The organism is Arthrobacter sp. Ms25 (assembly GCF_059090365.1).
In genome coordinates this window covers 1-16,669 of the sequence record NZ_JBNHFP010000003.1, presented here as the reverse complement: position 1 = coordinate 16,669, position 16,669 = coordinate 1, and the positions used below count along the sequence as shown (strand labels likewise).

General features: G+C 66.3%; 16 protein-coding genes, 1 rRNA gene and 1 other RNA gene. 6 read left to right on the top strand and 12 right to left on the bottom strand.

Annotation, left to right across the window (positions count from 1 at the left end; all coding sequences use genetic code 11):
* Positions 1-83 precede the first annotated feature (83 nt).
* Complete coding sequence (locus AC5RT8_RS08140) at positions 84-692, bottom strand: NADPH-dependent F420 reductase (protein WP_494095215.1); 609 nt, start codon at positions 690-692, stop codon at positions 84-86.
* Positions 693-789: 97 nt separating this feature from the next.
* On the opposite strand from AC5RT8_RS08140, the gene AC5RT8_RS08135 reads away from it, so the two are divergent.
* The gene (locus AC5RT8_RS08135; protein WP_494095214.1) at positions 790-1,224 is read left to right on the top strand and encodes a MarR family winged helix-turn-helix transcriptional regulator; all 435 of its coding nucleotides are present in this window, start codon (positions 790-792) and stop codon (positions 1,222-1,224) included.
* Between the two features lie 24 nt (positions 1,225-1,248).
* Here the strand turns inward: AC5RT8_RS08135 and AC5RT8_RS08130 are convergent, their stop codons facing one another.
* From AC5RT8_RS08130 to AC5RT8_RS08100, 7 genes are all read right to left on the bottom strand, one after another.
* Complete coding sequence (locus tag AC5RT8_RS08130; RefSeq protein ID WP_494095213.1) at positions 1,249-1,641, bottom strand: hypothetical protein; 393 nt, start codon at positions 1,639-1,641, stop codon at positions 1,249-1,251.
* A gap of 55 nt (positions 1,642-1,696) precedes the next feature.
* On the bottom strand, positions 1,697-3,994 hold the full coding sequence (purL, locus tag AC5RT8_RS08125; RefSeq protein ID WP_494095212.1) for a phosphoribosylformylglycinamidine synthase subunit PurL: 2,298 nt from the start codon (positions 3,992-3,994) through the stop codon (positions 1,697-1,699).
* Complete coding sequence (gene purQ / locus AC5RT8_RS08120) at positions 3,991-4,773, bottom strand: phosphoribosylformylglycinamidine synthase subunit PurQ (RefSeq protein WP_494095832.1); 783 nt, start codon at positions 4,771-4,773, stop codon at positions 3,991-3,993. The genes purL and purQ overlap by 4 nt, the downstream gene beginning before the upstream one ends.
* Positions 4,770-5,024 carry a phosphoribosylformylglycinamidine synthase subunit PurS gene (gene purS, locus AC5RT8_RS08115; RefSeq protein WP_494095211.1) on the bottom strand — a complete coding sequence of 85 codons (255 nt, stop codon included), beginning with the start codon at positions 5,022-5,024 and terminating at the stop codon, positions 4,770-4,772. The genes purQ and purS overlap by 4 nt, the downstream gene beginning before the upstream one ends.
* Positions 5,025-5,150: 126 nt before the next feature.
* Complete coding sequence (locus AC5RT8_RS08110) at positions 5,151-5,384, bottom strand: hypothetical protein (protein WP_494095210.1); 234 nt, start codon at positions 5,382-5,384, stop codon at positions 5,151-5,153.
* A gap of 99 nt (positions 5,385-5,483) precedes the next feature.
* Positions 5,484-5,903, bottom strand: a complete 420-nt coding sequence (locus AC5RT8_RS08105; RefSeq protein WP_494095209.1) for a hypothetical protein — start codon at positions 5,901-5,903, stop codon at positions 5,484-5,486.
* Between the two features lie 162 nt (positions 5,904-6,065).
* On the bottom strand, positions 6,066-6,995 hold the full coding sequence (locus AC5RT8_RS08100; protein ID WP_494095208.1) for a 3-methyladenine DNA glycosylase: 930 nt from the start codon (positions 6,993-6,995) through the stop codon (positions 6,066-6,068).
* A 127-nt stretch (positions 6,996-7,122) separates the two neighbouring features.
* On the opposite strand from AC5RT8_RS08100, the gene AC5RT8_RS08095 reads away from it, so the two are divergent.
* Positions 7,123-7,338 (top strand): hypothetical protein, encoded by a 216-nt coding sequence (locus AC5RT8_RS08095; RefSeq protein ID WP_494095207.1) that lies wholly within the window; start codon positions 7,123-7,125, stop codon positions 7,336-7,338.
* 92 nt (positions 7,339-7,430) lie between these two features.
* Here AC5RT8_RS08095 and AC5RT8_RS08090 read toward each other — a convergent pair whose 3' ends face one another.
* Positions 7,431-8,717: an aspartate kinase gene (locus tag AC5RT8_RS08090; protein WP_494095206.1), complete on the bottom strand. Its 1,287-nt coding sequence runs from the start codon at positions 8,715-8,717 to the stop codon at positions 7,431-7,433.
* A 217-nt stretch (positions 8,718-8,934) separates the two neighbouring features.
* Between AC5RT8_RS08090 and AC5RT8_RS08085 the strand changes: the two genes are divergently transcribed.
* Positions 8,935-9,876, top strand: a complete 942-nt coding sequence (locus AC5RT8_RS08085; RefSeq protein ID WP_494095205.1) for an ABC transporter ATP-binding protein — start codon at positions 8,935-8,937, stop codon at positions 9,874-9,876.
* The gene (locus AC5RT8_RS08080; RefSeq protein WP_494095204.1) at positions 9,873-10,934 is read left to right on the top strand and encodes an ABC transporter permease; all 1,062 of its coding nucleotides are present in this window, start codon (positions 9,873-9,875) and stop codon (positions 10,932-10,934) included. Before AC5RT8_RS08085 ends, AC5RT8_RS08080 begins: the two co-directional genes overlap by 4 nt.
* A gap of 6 nt (positions 10,935-10,940) precedes the next feature.
* On the opposite strand, the gene recR is transcribed toward AC5RT8_RS08080, so the two are convergent.
* The 3 genes from recR to ffs form a co-directional block, all read right to left on the bottom strand.
* The gene (recR, locus tag AC5RT8_RS08075; protein WP_494095203.1) at positions 10,941-11,537 is read right to left on the bottom strand and encodes a recombination mediator RecR; all 597 of its coding nucleotides are present in this window, start codon (positions 11,535-11,537) and stop codon (positions 10,941-10,943) included.
* Positions 11,538-11,664: 127 nt separating this feature from the next.
* The gene (locus AC5RT8_RS08070; RefSeq protein WP_494095202.1) at positions 11,665-14,592 is read right to left on the bottom strand and encodes a DNA polymerase III subunit gamma and tau; all 2,928 of its coding nucleotides are present in this window, start codon (positions 14,590-14,592) and stop codon (positions 11,665-11,667) included.
* Positions 14,593-14,668: 76 nt separating this feature from the next.
* An RNA gene (gene ffs, locus AC5RT8_RS08065) (signal recognition particle sRNA small type) lies at positions 14,669-14,764 on the bottom strand.
* A gap of 282 nt (positions 14,765-15,046) precedes the next feature.
* Here ffs and AC5RT8_RS08060 point away from each other — a divergent pair.
* The gene (locus tag AC5RT8_RS08060) at positions 15,047-15,793 is read left to right on the top strand and encodes a glucosamine-6-phosphate deaminase (protein WP_494095831.1); all 747 of its coding nucleotides are present in this window, start codon (positions 15,047-15,049) and stop codon (positions 15,791-15,793) included.
* Positions 15,794-16,375: 582 nt separating this feature from the next.
* A 16S ribosomal RNA gene (locus tag AC5RT8_RS08055) occupies positions 16,376-16,669 on the top strand; the annotation flags it as partial.

The window sequence follows — 16,669 nt, the reverse complement described above, 5'->3', positions numbered from 1 at the left end:
CGTACTTTCGGGTTTTCCTTCATTTGGTTCCTTGCGACCCACCGAACCCGGGCGGAATATCCGAAAAGACAGGTAGGTGCGGGTCAGCGCGTCACGGCAATGTTGAAGCTCGGAGTACGAAGGGCGCCCATCAGGGCGGCAAACAGCAGGAAGTAGTGTTCGGAAGCCCGGGCAGTAGTGATACCGCCAAGGTCAATCTGCCGCTCCGGGTCCCAGCCGAGGCCGGTCAGGAGGCCGGAAACTGTTTCCTTGGCCGCCTCATCGTTGCCCGAAAGGAACACGCTGGTCGGCGCGGACAGGAGGGAGGGGTCAACACCGATGGGTCCTCCGACGGTGTTGAGCGTCTTCACCACCTTGGTCCGGGGCAGTGCTGTCTGCAGCCGTTCGCCCAGGCTGGAATCCGGGTATATCAGGTCCATGTGCTCGTCCACCGCGTTGCCGATGTCGATCAGGATGCGGCCGGCGAGGGCCTCGCCCAGCGGGGTGAGCGTCTCGAGGGAGCGGGCGGCTGCCAGCGCACTGACGACGACGTCGGACTGGGCGATGGCGTCGGCGTGGGCAAGCACCGGTGCCGGCAGGCCCTGTGCCTGCTTCGGGTCGCGGGACCCGTACATGACGTTGTGGCCGGCACGGATGAACCCGGCCCCAAGCGTGCGTCCCATGTGTCCGGTGCCGAGAATGGTGATATCCATGATGTCTTCCTGTCCGGCGCCGAGGCGCCTGATATTGTTCAAAGTTGAACTACGGGAAACATAGCAGGTAGTTCAAATTCATACAATAGGAGAATGCATGACCGCCCGGATCAGCGCCGAGGAGCTTTCGGCGTACTTCGCCCTGCGTCACGCAGCCGACCGTCTGGAACGTGCCGTGGCACGGCAGCTCAAGAGCCACAACCTCACCGAGATCCAGTTCTCGATCCTCGCGCAGCTGGTCTCACGGCCGGCGGGGGTAGGCATGGGCGATCTCGCGCGCGAACTCGTGGTGACCAAGAGCGGGTTGACCTACCAGGCAGGCCAGCTCGAAGGCCGCGGACTGATTGCCCGGGAAACCAGTGGAACCGATGAGCGGGCGGTCCTGCTCCGGCTGACGGCGGAGGGCAGGGAGCTTCTGGGCGGGGCCCTGCCGGCGCATATTGAGCTGGTGCGGGAGCTGTTCCTGGACCGTGCAACGCCCGAAGAGCTGGCCACGCTGCGGTCTGTTTTGGAGAAGGTGGCCTCGGCGTAGGTCCGCGGAATCCAGGGGGCGGAGCTAGTCGCTGCCGTCCGCGCGGACGAAGAGCATCAGGAGAGGGCTGATGACCAGCAGGGCCGGGACGCCGGTACTGACTGTCGGCTGATCCAGGAACAGTGCGCCTACGAGCAGGAGGACGCAGACTCCGAAGATTACGGATGCGTATCCGTACCGCCATGTGTCATCCGTCAGCACTTCAGCGCGGCCGCCGCGCGTTCCTCCGAACAACAGGTAGATCCCCACCCCCACCGTGATGGCTCCGGCGGTAGCTGCCAGCCAGGCCGCTACGGGATCATTCCCGCCGGCGGTGAACAGGTAGGGCCAGTTCACGACCAGCGGAACAAGGCCCATGGCCGTCGCGAGTATTCCGCAGATGAGCCTGGCCGCTTTGGTGTGTTGAGCTTTCCCCATGACTGGGGAGCCTACACGGACCCGGTGAAACGCCGGGCCCGTGCAGGCAGCCGTCCTAGCCGAAGTGCTTCGGCAGCGTGCCTTCGTACGCCGCCCTCAGCTCCTCCAGCCGCAGGCTGAAGTTGCTCTGGAAATCGAGTGCACCGATCTCCGTGTCCACCACGCCGATCCGGGCAAACGGGAAGCGGCGGGCGGAGCACATGTCGTTGAAGCGGACTTCCTCGCTGCGGGCCACGGCGACGACGGCGCGGGCCTGGGACTCAGAGAAGAGCAGGGTGAACAGGTCCACCCCGTCGCGTTCGCAGACCTCACCCAGGCCGATGCGCGCGCCGACGCCGAAGCGCAGGGCCATCTCGGACAGTGCGGCGGCGAGGCCGCCTTCGGAGAGGTCGTGCGCGGCGTCGATCATGCCGTCGCGGGAGGCGTTGACCAGCAGTTCGCCCAGCAGCTTCTCGGCCTGCAGGTCCACCTTGGGCGGCCGGCCGCCCAGGTGGCCGCGCAGGTTCGCGTATTCGGAACCGTCCAGCTCGTCCCGGGTGGTCCCCATCAGGTAGATGGCCTGCCCGTCCTGCCGCCAGCCCGACGGCGTGCGGCGGGCGACGTCGTCGAACACGCCCAGCACGCCCACCACGGGGGTGGGATGGATGGCGACGCCGCCGGTCTGGTTGTAGAGCGAGACGTTGCCGCCGGTGACGGGAACGCCGAGTTCGCGGCAGCCGTCGGCCAGGCCGCGGACGGCCTCGGCGAACTGCCACATGACTTCGGGGTCCTCGGGGGAGCCGAAGTTCAGGCAGTCAGTGACTGCCAGCGGTTTGGCGCCGGCGGTGGAGACGTTGCGGTAGGACTCGGCCAGCGCCAGCTTCGCGCCCTCGTACGGGTTCAGGTAGGCGTAGCGGCCGTTGGCGTCGGTGGAGATGGCAACGCCCAGTCCGGTGGTTTCATCCACGCGGACCACGCCGGCGTCGTCCGGCATGGCCAGGGCGGTGTTGCCCTGGACGTAGCGGTCGTACTGGTTGGTGACCCAGGACTTGTCGCACATGTTCGGGGAGGCCATCAGTTCCAGGATGGCGTCCTTGACCGCGGCGCTGCCGAAGGGCCGTTCCGCGGCGAAGGAGTTGGCTTCGATGCTGTCCTGGGCTGCGGGGCGGGACATCGGGCGCTGGTAGACCGGTCCCTCGTGGGCCACCGTGCGGGGGTCGACGTCGACAATGGTTTCCCCGTCCCAGTCGATGACCAGCCGGCCGGTGCCGGTGACCTCGCCGAGCCAGGAGAACTCCACGTTCCACTTGGCCATGATGGCTTCGAACGCCTCGACGTTCTCCGGGGTGACCACGGCCATCATGCGTTCCTGCGACTCGGACATCAGGATTTCGCCGGGGGTCAGGGACGGGTCGCGCAGCAGCACGTTGGTCAGTTCCACGTGCATGCCGCCGTCGCCGTTGGAGGCGAGCTCCGACGTCGCGCAGGAAATGCCGGCCGCACCGAGGTCCTGGATGCCCTCCACCACGGAGGACTTGAACAGTTCCAGGCAGCACTCAATGAGGACCTTTTCGGCGAACGGATCGCCCACCTGGACTGCGGGGCGCTTGGACGGCTTGTCCGCGTCGAAGGATTCGGAGGCCAGCACCGAGGCGCCGCCGATGCCGTCGCCGCCGGTGCGGGCGCCGAAAAGCACCACCTTGTTGCCGGTGCCGGAGGCGTTGGCCAGCCGGATGTCCTCATGCCGCATCACGCCCACGGCCAGGGCGTTGACCAGCGGGTTGCCCTGGTAGACGGAGTCGAAGACCAGCTCGCCGCCGATGTTGGGCAGGCCCAGCGAGTTGCCGTAGCCGCCGATGCCGGAGACGATTCCGTGCACCAGGCGGGCGGTGTCCGGGTGGTCGATGGCGCCGAAGCGCAGCGGATCCATCACGGCCACCGGGCGGGCGCCCATGGAGATGATGTCGCGGACAATGCCGCCGACGCCGGTGGCCGCGCCCTGGTAGGGCTCCACGAAGGACGGGTGGTTGTGGGATTCGACCTTGAAGGTCACCGCCCAGCCCTCACCGATGTCCACGACGCCGGCGTTCTCGCCGATGCCCACCAGCAGGTGTTCCTTCATTTTGTCGGTGACCTTGTCGCCGAACTGTTTAAGGTGCACCTTGGAGGACTTGTAGGAGCAGTGCTCGGACCACATCACCGAGTACATGGCCAGTTCCGCGGCGGTGGGCCGGCGGCCCAGGATTTCGCCGACGCGGCGGAATTCGTCTTCCTTCAGCCCGAGTTCGGCCCAGGGCAGCTCTGTGTCCGGGGTGGCGGCTGCGTGCTCCACGGTGTCGATATTGAACTTCTGCGCGGCGGGGGTGACGGTCATGGCTTGCCTCCGGCAACGAGCGAGTTAAGGACTGAGGAGAAGATGCGGAGCCCGTCGGTGCCGTAGCCCAGGCCCACCTCGCCGTAGGCGGAGGAGTCCGGGCCGAAGCCGGGTTCGACGGCGTGTTCGGGGTGGGGCATCAGCCCGACGACGTTTCCGGCGGCGTTGGAAATGCCCGCGATTCCGCGGCGGGATCCGTTGGGGTTCTCGCCGTCGTACCGGAAGACCACGCGGCCTTCGCCTTCCAGTTCGTCCAAGGTCTTCTCATCCGCGACGTACTGGCCGTCCTGGTTCTTCAGTGGAACGACCATCCCGGCTCCGCTCTCATAGGCGGAGGTCCAGGCGGTGGTGTTGTTCTCCACCCGCAGCAGCTGGTCCGCGCAGGAGAATTTCAGGTGGTTGTTCTTGATCATGGAACCGGGCAACAGGTGCGCCTCGGTGAGGATCTGGAAGCCGTTGCAGATGCCCAGCACGGGCATGCCGCCGGCCGCGGCATCCACCACCTTTTCCATCAGCGGGGCGAAGCGGGCAATGGCGCCGGCCCGCAGGTAGTCCCCGTAGGAGAACCCGCCGGGGATAATCACGGCATCCACCGACTGCAGGTTCGCCTCGGCGTGCCAGAGCCCGACGGCGGTGCCGCCGGCGATGGTGACGGCGCGGGCGGCGTCCCGGTCATCCAGGGTGCCGGGGAAGGTGATGACACCTACCCGGACGGCGCGCAGTGCGTCGTTGTCGGGGGCGACGGAAAAGTCGCCGATCAGGGGAGTGCTCAAGGTCAGGCCTCCGGAATTACTTCAACGCGGGTGACGTCTTCGATCACGGGGTTGGACAGCAGTGTTGCGGCAGCGGTGCGGGCCTGTTCCAGGAGTTCGGGGGTGACGTCCCCGTCGACGGTGAGCTCGAAGCGCTTGCCCTGGCGGACTCCGGTAAAGCCGCTCAGTCCCAGGCGTGGCAGCGCGCCGGCAATGGCCTTGCCCTGCGGATCGAGGATTTCGGGTTTTGGCATGACATCAACAACGATCCGGGGCATCCGGCAACTCCTGTGAACGAGATGGGTGGCCGCGGACCCTGCCGTCTCACGCTGATTCAGCGCTCCGCGAGCTTGCAGGACTCATTCTAGCGGCGTTACCTGCGTTACGGTGACGGGCTCCAAAGCCTAGGCGGGGATCTCCAGCTGGAAGCCGCAGGCACAGCGCAGGACAACGGTTTCCAGCTGGACATCCACCGGCTCCTGCGGGAGCGATTCGGTGCTGATGGGTTCGAAAATGGAGCGCTGACGGCTGTCCCGGGGCTGCATGGGTTCGCCGCAGTGCATATACTCGGCGTCATCGGACTCGAGGATTCCGCGGGCCCAGAGGTGTTGGTCCTCGGGGTTTGCTGCAATGGACATTCTTACGCTTTCGGTTGGGTCCGGAACTCCATCGTCCGGATACTAAGCATGCTTACTCAATAGTATGTCAGCGGAGCGGAGGATGTACAGATCCGGTAACTAGAGGGCGCCGTCCGCCGGTCCGAGCAGTGCGGTAAGCCGTTCCCAGCGCGGAATCTGGCAGCCGTCCCTCAGCGAGAAGGTGGTGTCCACGGCTTCGCCGTTCACCACTCCGGTGACGTGCGCACGCTGCATGCCGCGGATCTCCTGGGTGCAGCTCATGCCCGCCGGCGGCTCCGCGAGGGCAGCCGCGCCCTGTTCCGCGAGCAGGGCGCAGGCCCCGGCGGGATCCGGCGCGTTCGAGCCTTCCCGGGGCACGGCGCCGTCGCACTGCAGACTCCAGGTGCTGCTCGGCGTCGTCCCGTCTGCCCTGAACTCGACGGTTAGCGACACCGGTGCCTCCGCCGTGGTGCCGCCGGTCCCGGGAACCGGGGTGGGGGAGCCGATCGGTTCAGGGGGACCGATGGGGGACGCCGACATCAACGGTGATTCCGTCGGGGCGTCCGGAGATTCCGCGGAATCCGGCGAACGGCCGGAATCCGTGCCGCAGGCGGCGAGCAGAAACACGGTGCACAGCAGCAGGGGGACTAAAGCGGTTCCGGTGCGCACGATGGGGCCTCCATTGGTAGCGGAGCCCCCAGCCTAGCCACTCTGCCGGGCGAAGGGTTCCAGCAGGTCCAGGATCCGGGCCCGCAGCTGCTGCGACTCCTCGGCGAAGCCGCGTTGTGCGGCAGCATACTGGGCACGGCCCGCCGGTGTCTCCACCTCAATCGGGGTGTAACCCCAGTCCGCGAGGTCATAGGGGGAAGCGCACATGTCCATTTCCCGGATGCGCCAGGACAGCTCGAAGGCGTCCATGACCACCTCGCTGGGAAGCAGCGGCACCAGCTTGTAAGCCCATTTGTACAGGTCCATGTTGGCGTGCAGGCAGCCGGGCTGCTCCAGGTCCCGTTGGTTTTCGCGGGTGGGGGTGAGCTCGTTCAGGGGCACGGCTTCCGGTGTGTAGAACCGGAAGGCATCGAAATGGGTGCAGCGGATCTTGCTGCGTTCCACCAGTTCGTCCGTTCCCCTGGCGCCCAGCCGGAGCTGCAGGTAATCATGCCGGATGCCGTTGTCCTCCGACTTGTAGGCCATGGCCCACTCGTGCATCCCGAAACAGCCCAGCACCGGCTTCCGTGCGGCCGTACGGGATAGCAGCATGGAGGTGAAGCCCAGGGCGTCACCGCGCGCCGCGGCGAACCCTTCGACATCCACGGTGACGGCCGGTGTTGCGGCGTCGATGCCCGCTGCCTCCCGTTCCGCGTCCGTCAGGGTCCGGTAGAACTTCCAGTCCGCGCGCTCGAGGGCGGACGGGCCGGTGAGGACGACGCCGGCGCCCGGGTGCCAGCGCAGCAGCTGGCCCGGCTTCTGCGAGTAGTAGGTAAAGAGGAAGTCCTCCACCGGATGCTTCTTCCCGGCCGAGCGGCGTTTCAGGAAGCCTTCGGTGAACGGCCGGACACGGTCGACATGCTGGGCCTGGCGCGGCAGCCACTGGTCCTCGGTGAGGACGGCGGGGCGGTCGGGGGAAATCACTCTTTCATTATCCTGCCTCGCGGTGCAGCCGTCTCCCGGCGATGCGGGAGGAGCCGCCGGAACGGACGCCGACGGCCGGGTTCGTTAGTACGATAGGACCGGAAAGGCCCGGCGGAAGGTAGGCAGCATGGTTAAGCGGGAAAGCAAGGTCTCACGGTTCATGCGGGCCACGGGCAAGGTGCGGCTGATTTTCGGACCCGCGCAGCAGGGCTCCACCGATCACCCCATGACTGAGGAAAACAAGGCCCTGCTGAAGGCACAGCAGGAGCAGGAAAAGGCTTTGTGGGAAACCGTCACCCGGGCCGACGGCAGCAGCTACATCGTCTCGCGCAAGCCTGAGTAGGTTTTCACCTTTACGCGCAGAAGAGGCCGGCACCTTGCAGGTGCCGGCCTCTTCTCTGCTGAACTGATGCGGGAATCCGGCCCGCCGCGGTCCTAGCGCCCGGTGCCGCCGTAAACCGTGGCCTCGTCGTCGCCGTCGAGCCCGAATGCCGCGTGCACCGCACGCACAGCCGTGTCCAGCAGTTTGGCGCTGGTGACCACGGAGATGCGGATCTCGGAGGTGGAGATCATGTCGATGTTCACCCCGGCATTGTGCAGGGCCTCGAAGAAGCGGTGCGAGACGCCGGGGTTGGAACGCATGCCCGCGCCGATCAGCGACAGCTTGCCGATCTGTTCGTTGTACTGGATGGCGTCAAAACCGACCTGCTCCTGGGCGGCGTTGAGCGCGTCGATCGCTTCCTTGCCGTCGATGATCGGCAGCGTGAAGGAGATATCCGTGCGGCCGGATCCCTTGGTGGAGACGTTCTGCACAATCATGTCGATGTTGGAATTGGCACCGGCAACAATGCCAAAGATTTCCGCGGCCTTGCCGGGAATGTCGGGAACACCCACCACCGTGACCTTGGCTTCGGAGCGGTCATGGGCGACGCCGGAGATGATGGGCTGTTCCAAGGGTTCTCCCTCTTGAATCTTGATCTTGTCATCGGGGCTGGGCAGCACCCAGGTTCCCTCATGCGAGCTGAAGGACGAGCGGACGTGCAGGGGCACGCCAAAGCGGCGGGCGTATTCCACGCAGCGCAGGTGCAGGATTTTCGCGCCTGAGGCCGCGAGTTCCAGCATTTCCTCGCTGGAGATCTTCTCGATCTTCTGGGCGCTGGAAACGACCCGCGGGTCGGCGGTGTAGACGCCGTCGACGTCGGTGTAGATCTCGCAGACGTCGGCGTCCAGGGCCGCAGCCAGGGCCACCGCCGTCGTATCCGAGCCGCCGCGGCCGAGGGTGGTGATGTCGTGGCTGTCCTGGCTGACGCCCTGGAAACCGGCCACGATGGCGATGTCGCCCTTTTCGATGGCGGTCTTGATCCGGTGCGGGGAGACGTCGATGATCCGGGCCTTGCCGTGGATCGCATCGGTGATCATGCCGGCCTGGCTGCCGGTGAAGGACTGCGCGGAACCGCCGAGCTCGTTGATGGCCATGGCCAGCAGCGCCATCGAGATGCGCTCCCCGGCGCTGAGCAGCATGTCCATTTCCCGGGCATTGTTCAGCGTGGTGATCTGGCCGGCCAGATCCAGCAGTTCATCGGTGCTGTCGCCCATGGCGGAGACGACAACCACCACTTCGTTTCCGGCGGCATGGGTGTCCACCACGCGTTTGGCAACGCGCTTGATGCCTTCGGCGTCGGCCACGGAGGACCCGCCGAACTTCTGCACTATCAGGCTCATGCGTACGCTTTCTCAAATGTCGTTGTGGTTGCTGATGCCCGGCATCTTCGGCGCGGCTTCGAACGGTGTCCCCGGGAAAGCGGGCGGTAGAACCCGCTTGCATCCGTTTGGAAAAGTCTATCGTCGCCGTCGGGAAGTCCTGAAATGTGTGCACGTAACCTTCAGCCACCGGCGAGTCTGCGCCTGCCGTGCCGACGCCGGACCTAGCGTGGGCGACATGGGGAAGAGAGCCGTTACGGGCACCGGCGTGGTTGCCGAAGGGATTCAGCGCAGCTTCGGGACGGTCGAAGCGATCCGCAGCATGGATTTCACTGCGCCCGCGGGCGAGGTGACGGCGTTGATCGGCCCGAACGGTTCCGGTAAGACCACCCTCCTGCTGATTCTTGCCTCGCTGCTGGCGCCCGACGCCGGATCGGTGCGGATCAACGGATTCGACCCGCTGACCGACCCGCGCCAGGTCCGGGCGGGGATCGGCTGGATGCCGGACACCCTCGGTACCTGGGGGTCCCTGACCGCGCGGGAAATCCTCGTCACCGTCGGCGGCCTGTACTGCATGGAGCGCGCGGCGGCCGGCCAGCGGGCGGCCGAGCTGCTGGAAACCGTGCACCTCACCGACTTTGCCGACAAGCCGGCCCGCGTGTTTTCCCGCGGACAGCAGCAGCGGCTGAGCCTGGCCCGCGCGCTGATCCATGACCCGTCGGTCCTGCTGCTGGATGAACCGGCTTCGGGCCTCGATCCGGGGTCCCGGGTTGACCTGCGGGTGCTGCTGCGCCGGCTCGCTGCCGCGGGGAAGACCGTAGTGGTCTCCTCGCATGTGCTTTCCGAACTGGACGAAATGGTGGACCGGGCGGTCTTCGTGGCCCGGGGGACAACGGTCATGACCCAGTCACTGGCCGACGCCGGCGCGCAGGAACGCTGGTACACCATCCGTTCGCTGAACACCGGTTCCCTGCTGCGGCAGATCGACGCGCGCGGCATTGCCTACCGCCAGCAGGGCGGAGCCGCCCGCCCGGAGGTCCAGGTCCGGCTGGCGGGAGAATCCGCCGCTGCCGAGCTGCTGCGGTCCCTGGTGCTGGCCGACGTCGCCGTCACGGCTTTCGGACCGGCCGGCGGTGCCCTGGAGGAGACCTACATGAGTTTGGACGCCGATCGCCGATGAGTACGCAGACCCTGACCCCTGATGCGCCCGTGCTCGGCTATTGGAGCGGGGTGCGTTCGGTGTTCGCCCTGGAGATGAAGCAGCGGCTGCGGTCGCGCAGCTGGTATGTGCTGCTGGTGGTCTGGTTCGTGGTGATCGGGCTCGTGGCCACACTGACGGCGCTGAGTTCCTCCGCCATGGTGGGGCCGCAGGGTCCGGTGCTCTATGAGCTGATGGTGGGCTTCATCCTGTTCTTCGGGCTGCTGCTGGCACCGGCGCTCTCCGCCAATGCGGTGAACGGCGACCGCGCCGCAGGGACGCTGGCCATCCTGCAGGTCACCTTGCTGCGCCCCGGCCAGATCCTGGCCGGAAAATGGCTGGCGTCCTGGCTGGCGTCCATGGGTTTCCTGGCGGCCAGTATTCCCTTCCTGCTGTGGGCGCTGGCCCTGGGCGGTGTCCAGCCGCTGTCCGCGGTGGTCGCGCTGGTGATGCTGGCAGTGGAACTGGGCATTGTCTGCGCTATCGGGGTGGGGGTTTCCGCCCTGGCCGCACGTCCGCTGTTCTCCATTGTGGTCACCTACATGCTGGTGGCCCTCCTGGGGCTGGGCACCCTGATCGCGTTTGGGCTGAGCGGCTTCCTGACCCAGGAGACCGTTAAGGTCAACAGCACGATCTATACCACCGGTGCCACGGACGTGCAGGAGTACACCTGTTCGGGCCCGCTGATGGATGTGCCGGTGGCCCATACGGAGCGGATTGCCTGGATCCTGGCCGCAAACCCCTTCGTGGTGGTGGCCGATTCGATTCCGGTCACTTCGGAGGCGGACGACGGCGGATTTGTCGCCAGCGGAGTGATGGAAGGGATCAGCAACACGGTGCGCGCTGCCCAGGCCGGACCGGAATACACCATGACCTGCCTCAACGGGGAGAGCCGGGGAGCCGACTTGCCCGACGTGCCGCCGATCTGGCCGCTGGGACTTGCCCTGCAGGCCGCGTTGGCCGCGCTGCTGGTGTTCCTGGGTCGACGCCGGCTCCGGACGCCGGTGCGGAACCTCGCCTCCGGGACCCGGATCGCGTAGGCGCGCTTAGCTCATGCTCCTGCGGCCCTCGAAGGCCCGGCCCAGGGTGATTTCGTCGGCGTACTCGAGGTCTCCGCCTACGGGCAGGCCGGAGGCCAGTCGGGTGACCGTGATGCCCAGGGTCTTGAGCATCCGCACCAGGTAGGTGGCAGTGGCTTCACCCTCAAGGTTCGGGTCCGTTGCGATGATGATCTCCGAGATCTGTTCGTCCGACAGGCGGCTGAGCAGCTCACGGATCCGCAACTGGTCCGGGCCGATGCCCGCAATAGGATTAATGGCCCCGCCCAGCACGTGGTAGCGGCCGCGGAAGGACCGCGTACGCTCCACGGCAATGACGTCCTTGGATTCCTCCACCACGCAGATCATGGTCGGGTCCCGCCGAGGGTCGCGGCAGATGCTGCAGGTTTCCTGCTCGGTGACGTTGCCGCAGACACTGCAGAACTTCACCCTGTCCTTAACCGTGACAATGGCCGTGGCCAGCTTCTTCATGTCATCGGGATCGGACTCGAGGATGTGGAACGCGATGCGCTGGGCGGACTTGGGCCCGACGCCGGGAAGACGGCCTAGTTCATCGATGAGTTCCTGAACGGCACCTTCGTACACGTAACCTTCTCTGCTGGGTTGGACTGCGGTTGTGGCTGGTTGCTGTGATGTTCCGGAGTGTCACGCCGGTCTGCGGGCCCTGCCGGCCTGCCTATGCGGTGGTGCTGGATCCCGGCTTTGCCTGGGTTCAGCGTCCGTCCAGGCTGCGTTCCTCGATCAAGCGTCCGCCGAGAATCCGTTCAATTGCCTTACGCCCCACCAACCCGGAATCTTCAAGCGTGATGTCATCCGCGCTGGGAACATCTTCGACGTAGGTCGAGTCTACTGGCCGGCTCCCCCTTACAGGGGCACCGCCGCCGCGCTGGGCGGCTTCGTTGAGGAGTTTCTGGTAACGGCTCAACGGCTGGTTCTGCGTACCTCCGGCGACGGCGGGGGCAGCCGTCGGAGCCGGGGCAGCAGGCGTTCCGGTTCCCGGCCCAGCGGTTAACCCGGTGGCGGGAACGGCGGACGCCGGCTGTCCCGGAACTCCTGCAGGTGTTCCAGCAGCGGTGCCGGCAGTCCTGGCGGTGGATCCGGTGCCGGCCCAGTCGGTGCTGGCCCACTCGGAGTCCGACAGGTGGCCGCCTGAATACACGTCTGCGGGCGCCTCGGCGGTTTCCCACGCGTTGCTTTCCGGCGCGTCGTTGTACGGATCACTGGGCTCGTCCGGCCAGGGCTCGTCCGAGGGACGGTTTCCGCCGGCCTGTCCTGCCTGCCCTGCCGGCCGTCCGGCCGCCGGGCCGCCGATGCCGTTCCTACCGGAACTACCCTTGCCCGAGTTGCTCCGGGCCGCGTTTCCGGAACCGGCGGGATTGCCGGCGCGCCGCCGAAGGGCAGCCGTTGCGGCGTTCGCCGGTGCAGCTGCTGCCGGGCCGGGAACGTGTCCGGGACCAGCTGCAGCCTGGACGGGGGAGGCAGGCTCCACCGGTGCAACTGCCGCGGGAGCGGCAACGGGCGCCGGAGCTGTGGCAGGTGCCTGCTTGGCCTGCGGCGGCTGTGCCGGGCGCGCGGCAGGTGCCCGATCGGCCCCGGCCACCGCCGTCGAACCGGCAGGTGCCTGCGCCGCGTTCCGCGCCGCAGCTACAGGGGAGACTGCCGGCGATTTTGCGGCCGTCGCGGATGCCGGCGGTCGCCGGCTATCGGCTTTTGGGCCCGACTCACCCGCTGACGCCGAGCTGTCATGGATCGGATTGATCTGGCAGTCCAGCGCCAGGACCTGATGGATCGCCTTGCGCAGGTTCTCCAAGTGGTCGGGGCGGTTGAAGTTGGTGGCAGCGCCGGGGTTGGAGAAGGCAAGCTCAAGGACCTTGCCGTCGAAGGCCCGCGGGCTGGAATTCTTGCTGACGTTCAGCCAGGTGGCGCGGCGGATGCTGGTCAGGGCATCCATGATTTCCGGCCAGGCACGGCGGATCATCTCGATCTGCCCGCCGCCACCTGGAGCTCCGGCGGGTGCCTGCTGGGCGGGTGCCTGCTGTGCAGGGGCCTGCGGCGAAGCTGCCGGCCTGGACGGGGCGCCGCCAGTGGAGGCTCCTGCAGCGGATGCAGACGGGGCTGCTTCGGTCTGCCGATTCGATCCGGGCCGCGAACCGTTGGAGTCCTGACCCGGAACCTGCGGCGAAGCCGCTGCAGCCGGAGCAGGCGTCGGCGCCGGGGTGGACCAGGTGCCGCCCCAGTCCAGGGAGCTCCCGGCAGGCTTGCCGTCCGCAGCGGAGGCTTCCGGTGCAGCGGGACCCGCGGCAGCCGCCTCGTGGGGGGCGGGGGTTGCCGCAAAGTCGGTTCCCCGGGGTGCGGATGGAGCTTCGTCGACTGCGGGTGCTGACCCGGCCTGTGAAGCTGTGGGCGCGGCGGCGGGAATGGTGTTCACGGGCGATGCGGCAGCTGCAGCGCGGCCCATCGCCTCGGTGGGATCGCCGGCGTAGCTGAGCCGGCGCTCCAGCCGATCCACCCGGGCGGCGGTTCCGCGTTCCGCCTGGTCCGCGGCGGGAAGCAGGATGCGGGCACAGAGCAGTTCGAGGTGCAGCCGCGGGGACGTGGCACCGGTCATCTCTGTGAGTGCAGTGTTGGTGATATCTGCGGCACGGGAAAGCTCGCTGCCGCCCAGCTGGGCAGCCTGGGTCTGCATCCGGCTGATCTGGTCCTCCGGCATGCCGCGCAGCACCGCGGCGGCACTGTCCGGCATGGCGTTGACGATAATCAGGTCGCGGAAGCGCTCCAGCAGGTCTTCGACGAACCTGCGCGGATCCTGGCCGGTCTGGATGACGCGGTCCACGGCACGGAAGACCGTAGCTGCATCGGCGGCGGCAACGGCGTCGACGACGTCGTCGAGCAGGGACACCGGCGTGTAGCCCAGCAGCGCCACAGCCAAATCGTAGTCCAGGCCGTCGGGACCGGCGCCGGCCATGAGCTGGTCAAGGACGGAGAGAGTGTCCCGTACGGATCCTCCGCCGGCGCGGATGACGAGGGAAAGCACGCCCGGGGCCACGGCGACGTTTTCCTGAGCGCAGAGCTTTTCCAGGTAAGCCAGCAGCGGCTCCGGCGGAACCAGCCGGAAAGGATAGTGGTGGGTGCGGGAACGGATGGTGCCAATGACCTTGTCCGGTTCCGTGGTGGCGAAGATGAACTTGATGTGCTCCGGCGGCTCTTCGACGATCTTCAGCAGCGCGTTGAAGCCGGCGGACGTGACCATGTGGGCCTCGTCAATGATGAAGATCTTGTAGCGGTCGCGGACCGGAGCAAAGGTGGCGCGCTCCCGGAGGTCGCGGGCGTCGTCGACGCCACCGTGGCTTGCCGCGTCAATCTCGATGACGTCGAGGCTTCCGGAACCGTTGCGGGCGAGCTCGACGCAGCTGTCGCACTTGCCGCAGGGGACGGGGGTGGGGCCTTCAGCACAGTTCAGGCAGCGGGCAAGGATGCGCGCAGAGGTGGTTTTGCCGCAGCCGCGGGGGCCGGAGAAGAGGTACGCGTGGTTCACGCGGTTCTTCTGCAGGGCCGCCATCAGCGGCTCCGTGACGTGCTCCTGGCCGATCACATCCGCGAAACTCTCGGGACGGTAGCGGCGGTAAAGGGCTGTACTCACAGATAGAAGCCTATCGGTTGGCACTGACGGTTTTCCTCCGGCGGCCGGCACGGCGGAAACTCCACTTCCTGAGAAAATTAAAGACCCCCCATGCACCTGCCAGAGCCCGCTTACCCTTGCTACCTTCCGGTCCTGGGGGAGTTCACAGGATGACACCACATGAGGGGCCGGAAACCAGTCTACCTGAAAATTCCGGGGCTCTGCCCGCGGCGGAATCCGGGCGGATTTCCGCGGGAGGGGTGCCGGACTTCGGGTGTAACGCCATACTGGAGAACCCGCCGGATGAGGAGTGGTGCATGCAGCATTCCATAGTCACGCACCCTGAGGGAGCCGCCGCTTCCCCGGCGGCGGTGCCGCGCCGGCGGAGACAGGCTCCGCACAATGCCGCCCTATATGCCGCCCTATATGCCGCCCTATATAGGGGCGGCCATGTTCTAAGGGGGCACCGTTGAGCCTGGCTCTTTACCGGGTGCCAGACGCCGAGGGGCTGGGCGAACTTGGCGCCTCCTTTGTAGAGGTGCTGGTCCGGGACCGGCCGGACCCCGTGCTGGGGCTCGCCACGGGCTCCTCACCGATGCCGGTATACCGGGCCCTGGCGGCACGCGACCTGGACCTCTCCCGCGTCCGCGCGTTTGCCCTGGATGAGTATGTAGGCCTGCCGGCTGGCAGTGAGCAGTCGTATGCTGCCGTCATCGACCGGGAGGTCACCCGCCCCCTCGGGCTGAACCCGGACTATGTGGCCGTACCGGAGGGCAGCGCCGAGGACCCCGCCGCAGCAGCCGAAGCATTCGAGCGCCGGTTGGAAGGCGCCGGGGGAGTGGACCTTCAGCTGCTCGGCATCGGACACAACGGTCACTTGGCGTTCAACGAGCCCGGATCGCCTCTGGACTCCCGTACCCGGGTGGAGCGTCTGTCCGAAACCACGCGGCAGGCCAACGCGCGGTTCTTTTCCTCAGCGGCGGACGTTCCGCGGTTCTGTATTACGCAGGGGCTGGGGACCATCCGCCGTGCACGCCACCTGGTCCTCCTGGTCCGCGGAGAGGACAAGGCGGACATCCTGGCCCGTGCACTGACCGGACCGGTGGGCCGGAACTGCCCGGCATCCATCCTGCAGGTGCATCCACGCGTCACGGTCATCGCAGACGAAGCAGCCGCTTCCGGTCTGGAGGGTTTGGAAGAGGCGGTGCTGCCGCCGGGTTAGGGCCGACGGCGCCGGTTTGGGTACGCTCTGCACACACCGGAAGACGCCACCGGAACCGGACATCCGACGGGTGTCCGGGGTCACCTCGGATCCGATTTGCAGCCGGGGGCGAACCTGTGTAAAGTCTTCTAAGTCGCCGCGGCCGGGACGCTGAAAAAGCGCCCGAGCATGGCGGCCAACCCACCAAAAATCTTCAGTCCAGCTGATGCGTACCCCTTGCGGGCCGGCAGGGAAGACTGCGGTTGATGCTGGGTCCGGAACGGCGGTGGAACGCTTTCCAGGGAATCCCGATAAGGGATGATCCGGGAATTGCGGAAAACGCCGGAATGGAATAAGATATAAAACATTGCAGCGAAGAAGAAAAGGAAAACATAAAAGGTTTTCCCGAGTATTTTCGGATTGCGTCTGTTGTTTGAGAACTCAATAGTGTGCCAAGTTTATTGATACCAATGTATTTTGATTGGTTGAACAGGCCGTTTCCGCCCACCCCGTGGGTGCGGGACGGTTTTTTTAGCCGGTTTCGAATTTAGTGCAGTGTCTGCAGCCAATTTTCCTTGGCTGCGGCATTGTGTCTGTAACACATTTACGGAGAGTTTGATCCTGGCTCAGGATGAACGCTGGCGGCGTGCTTAACACATGCAAGTCGAACGATGACTTCTGTGCTTGCACAGAATGATTAGTGGCGAACGGGTGAGTAACACGTGAGTAACCTGCCCCTGACTTCGGGATAAGCCTGGGAAACCGGGTCTAATACCGGATACAACGGACCACCGCATGGCGGTCCGTGGAAAGCTTTATGCGGTTTTGGATGGACTCGCGGCCTATCAGCTTGTTGGTTGGGGTAATGGCCCACCAAGGCGACGACGGGTAGCCGGC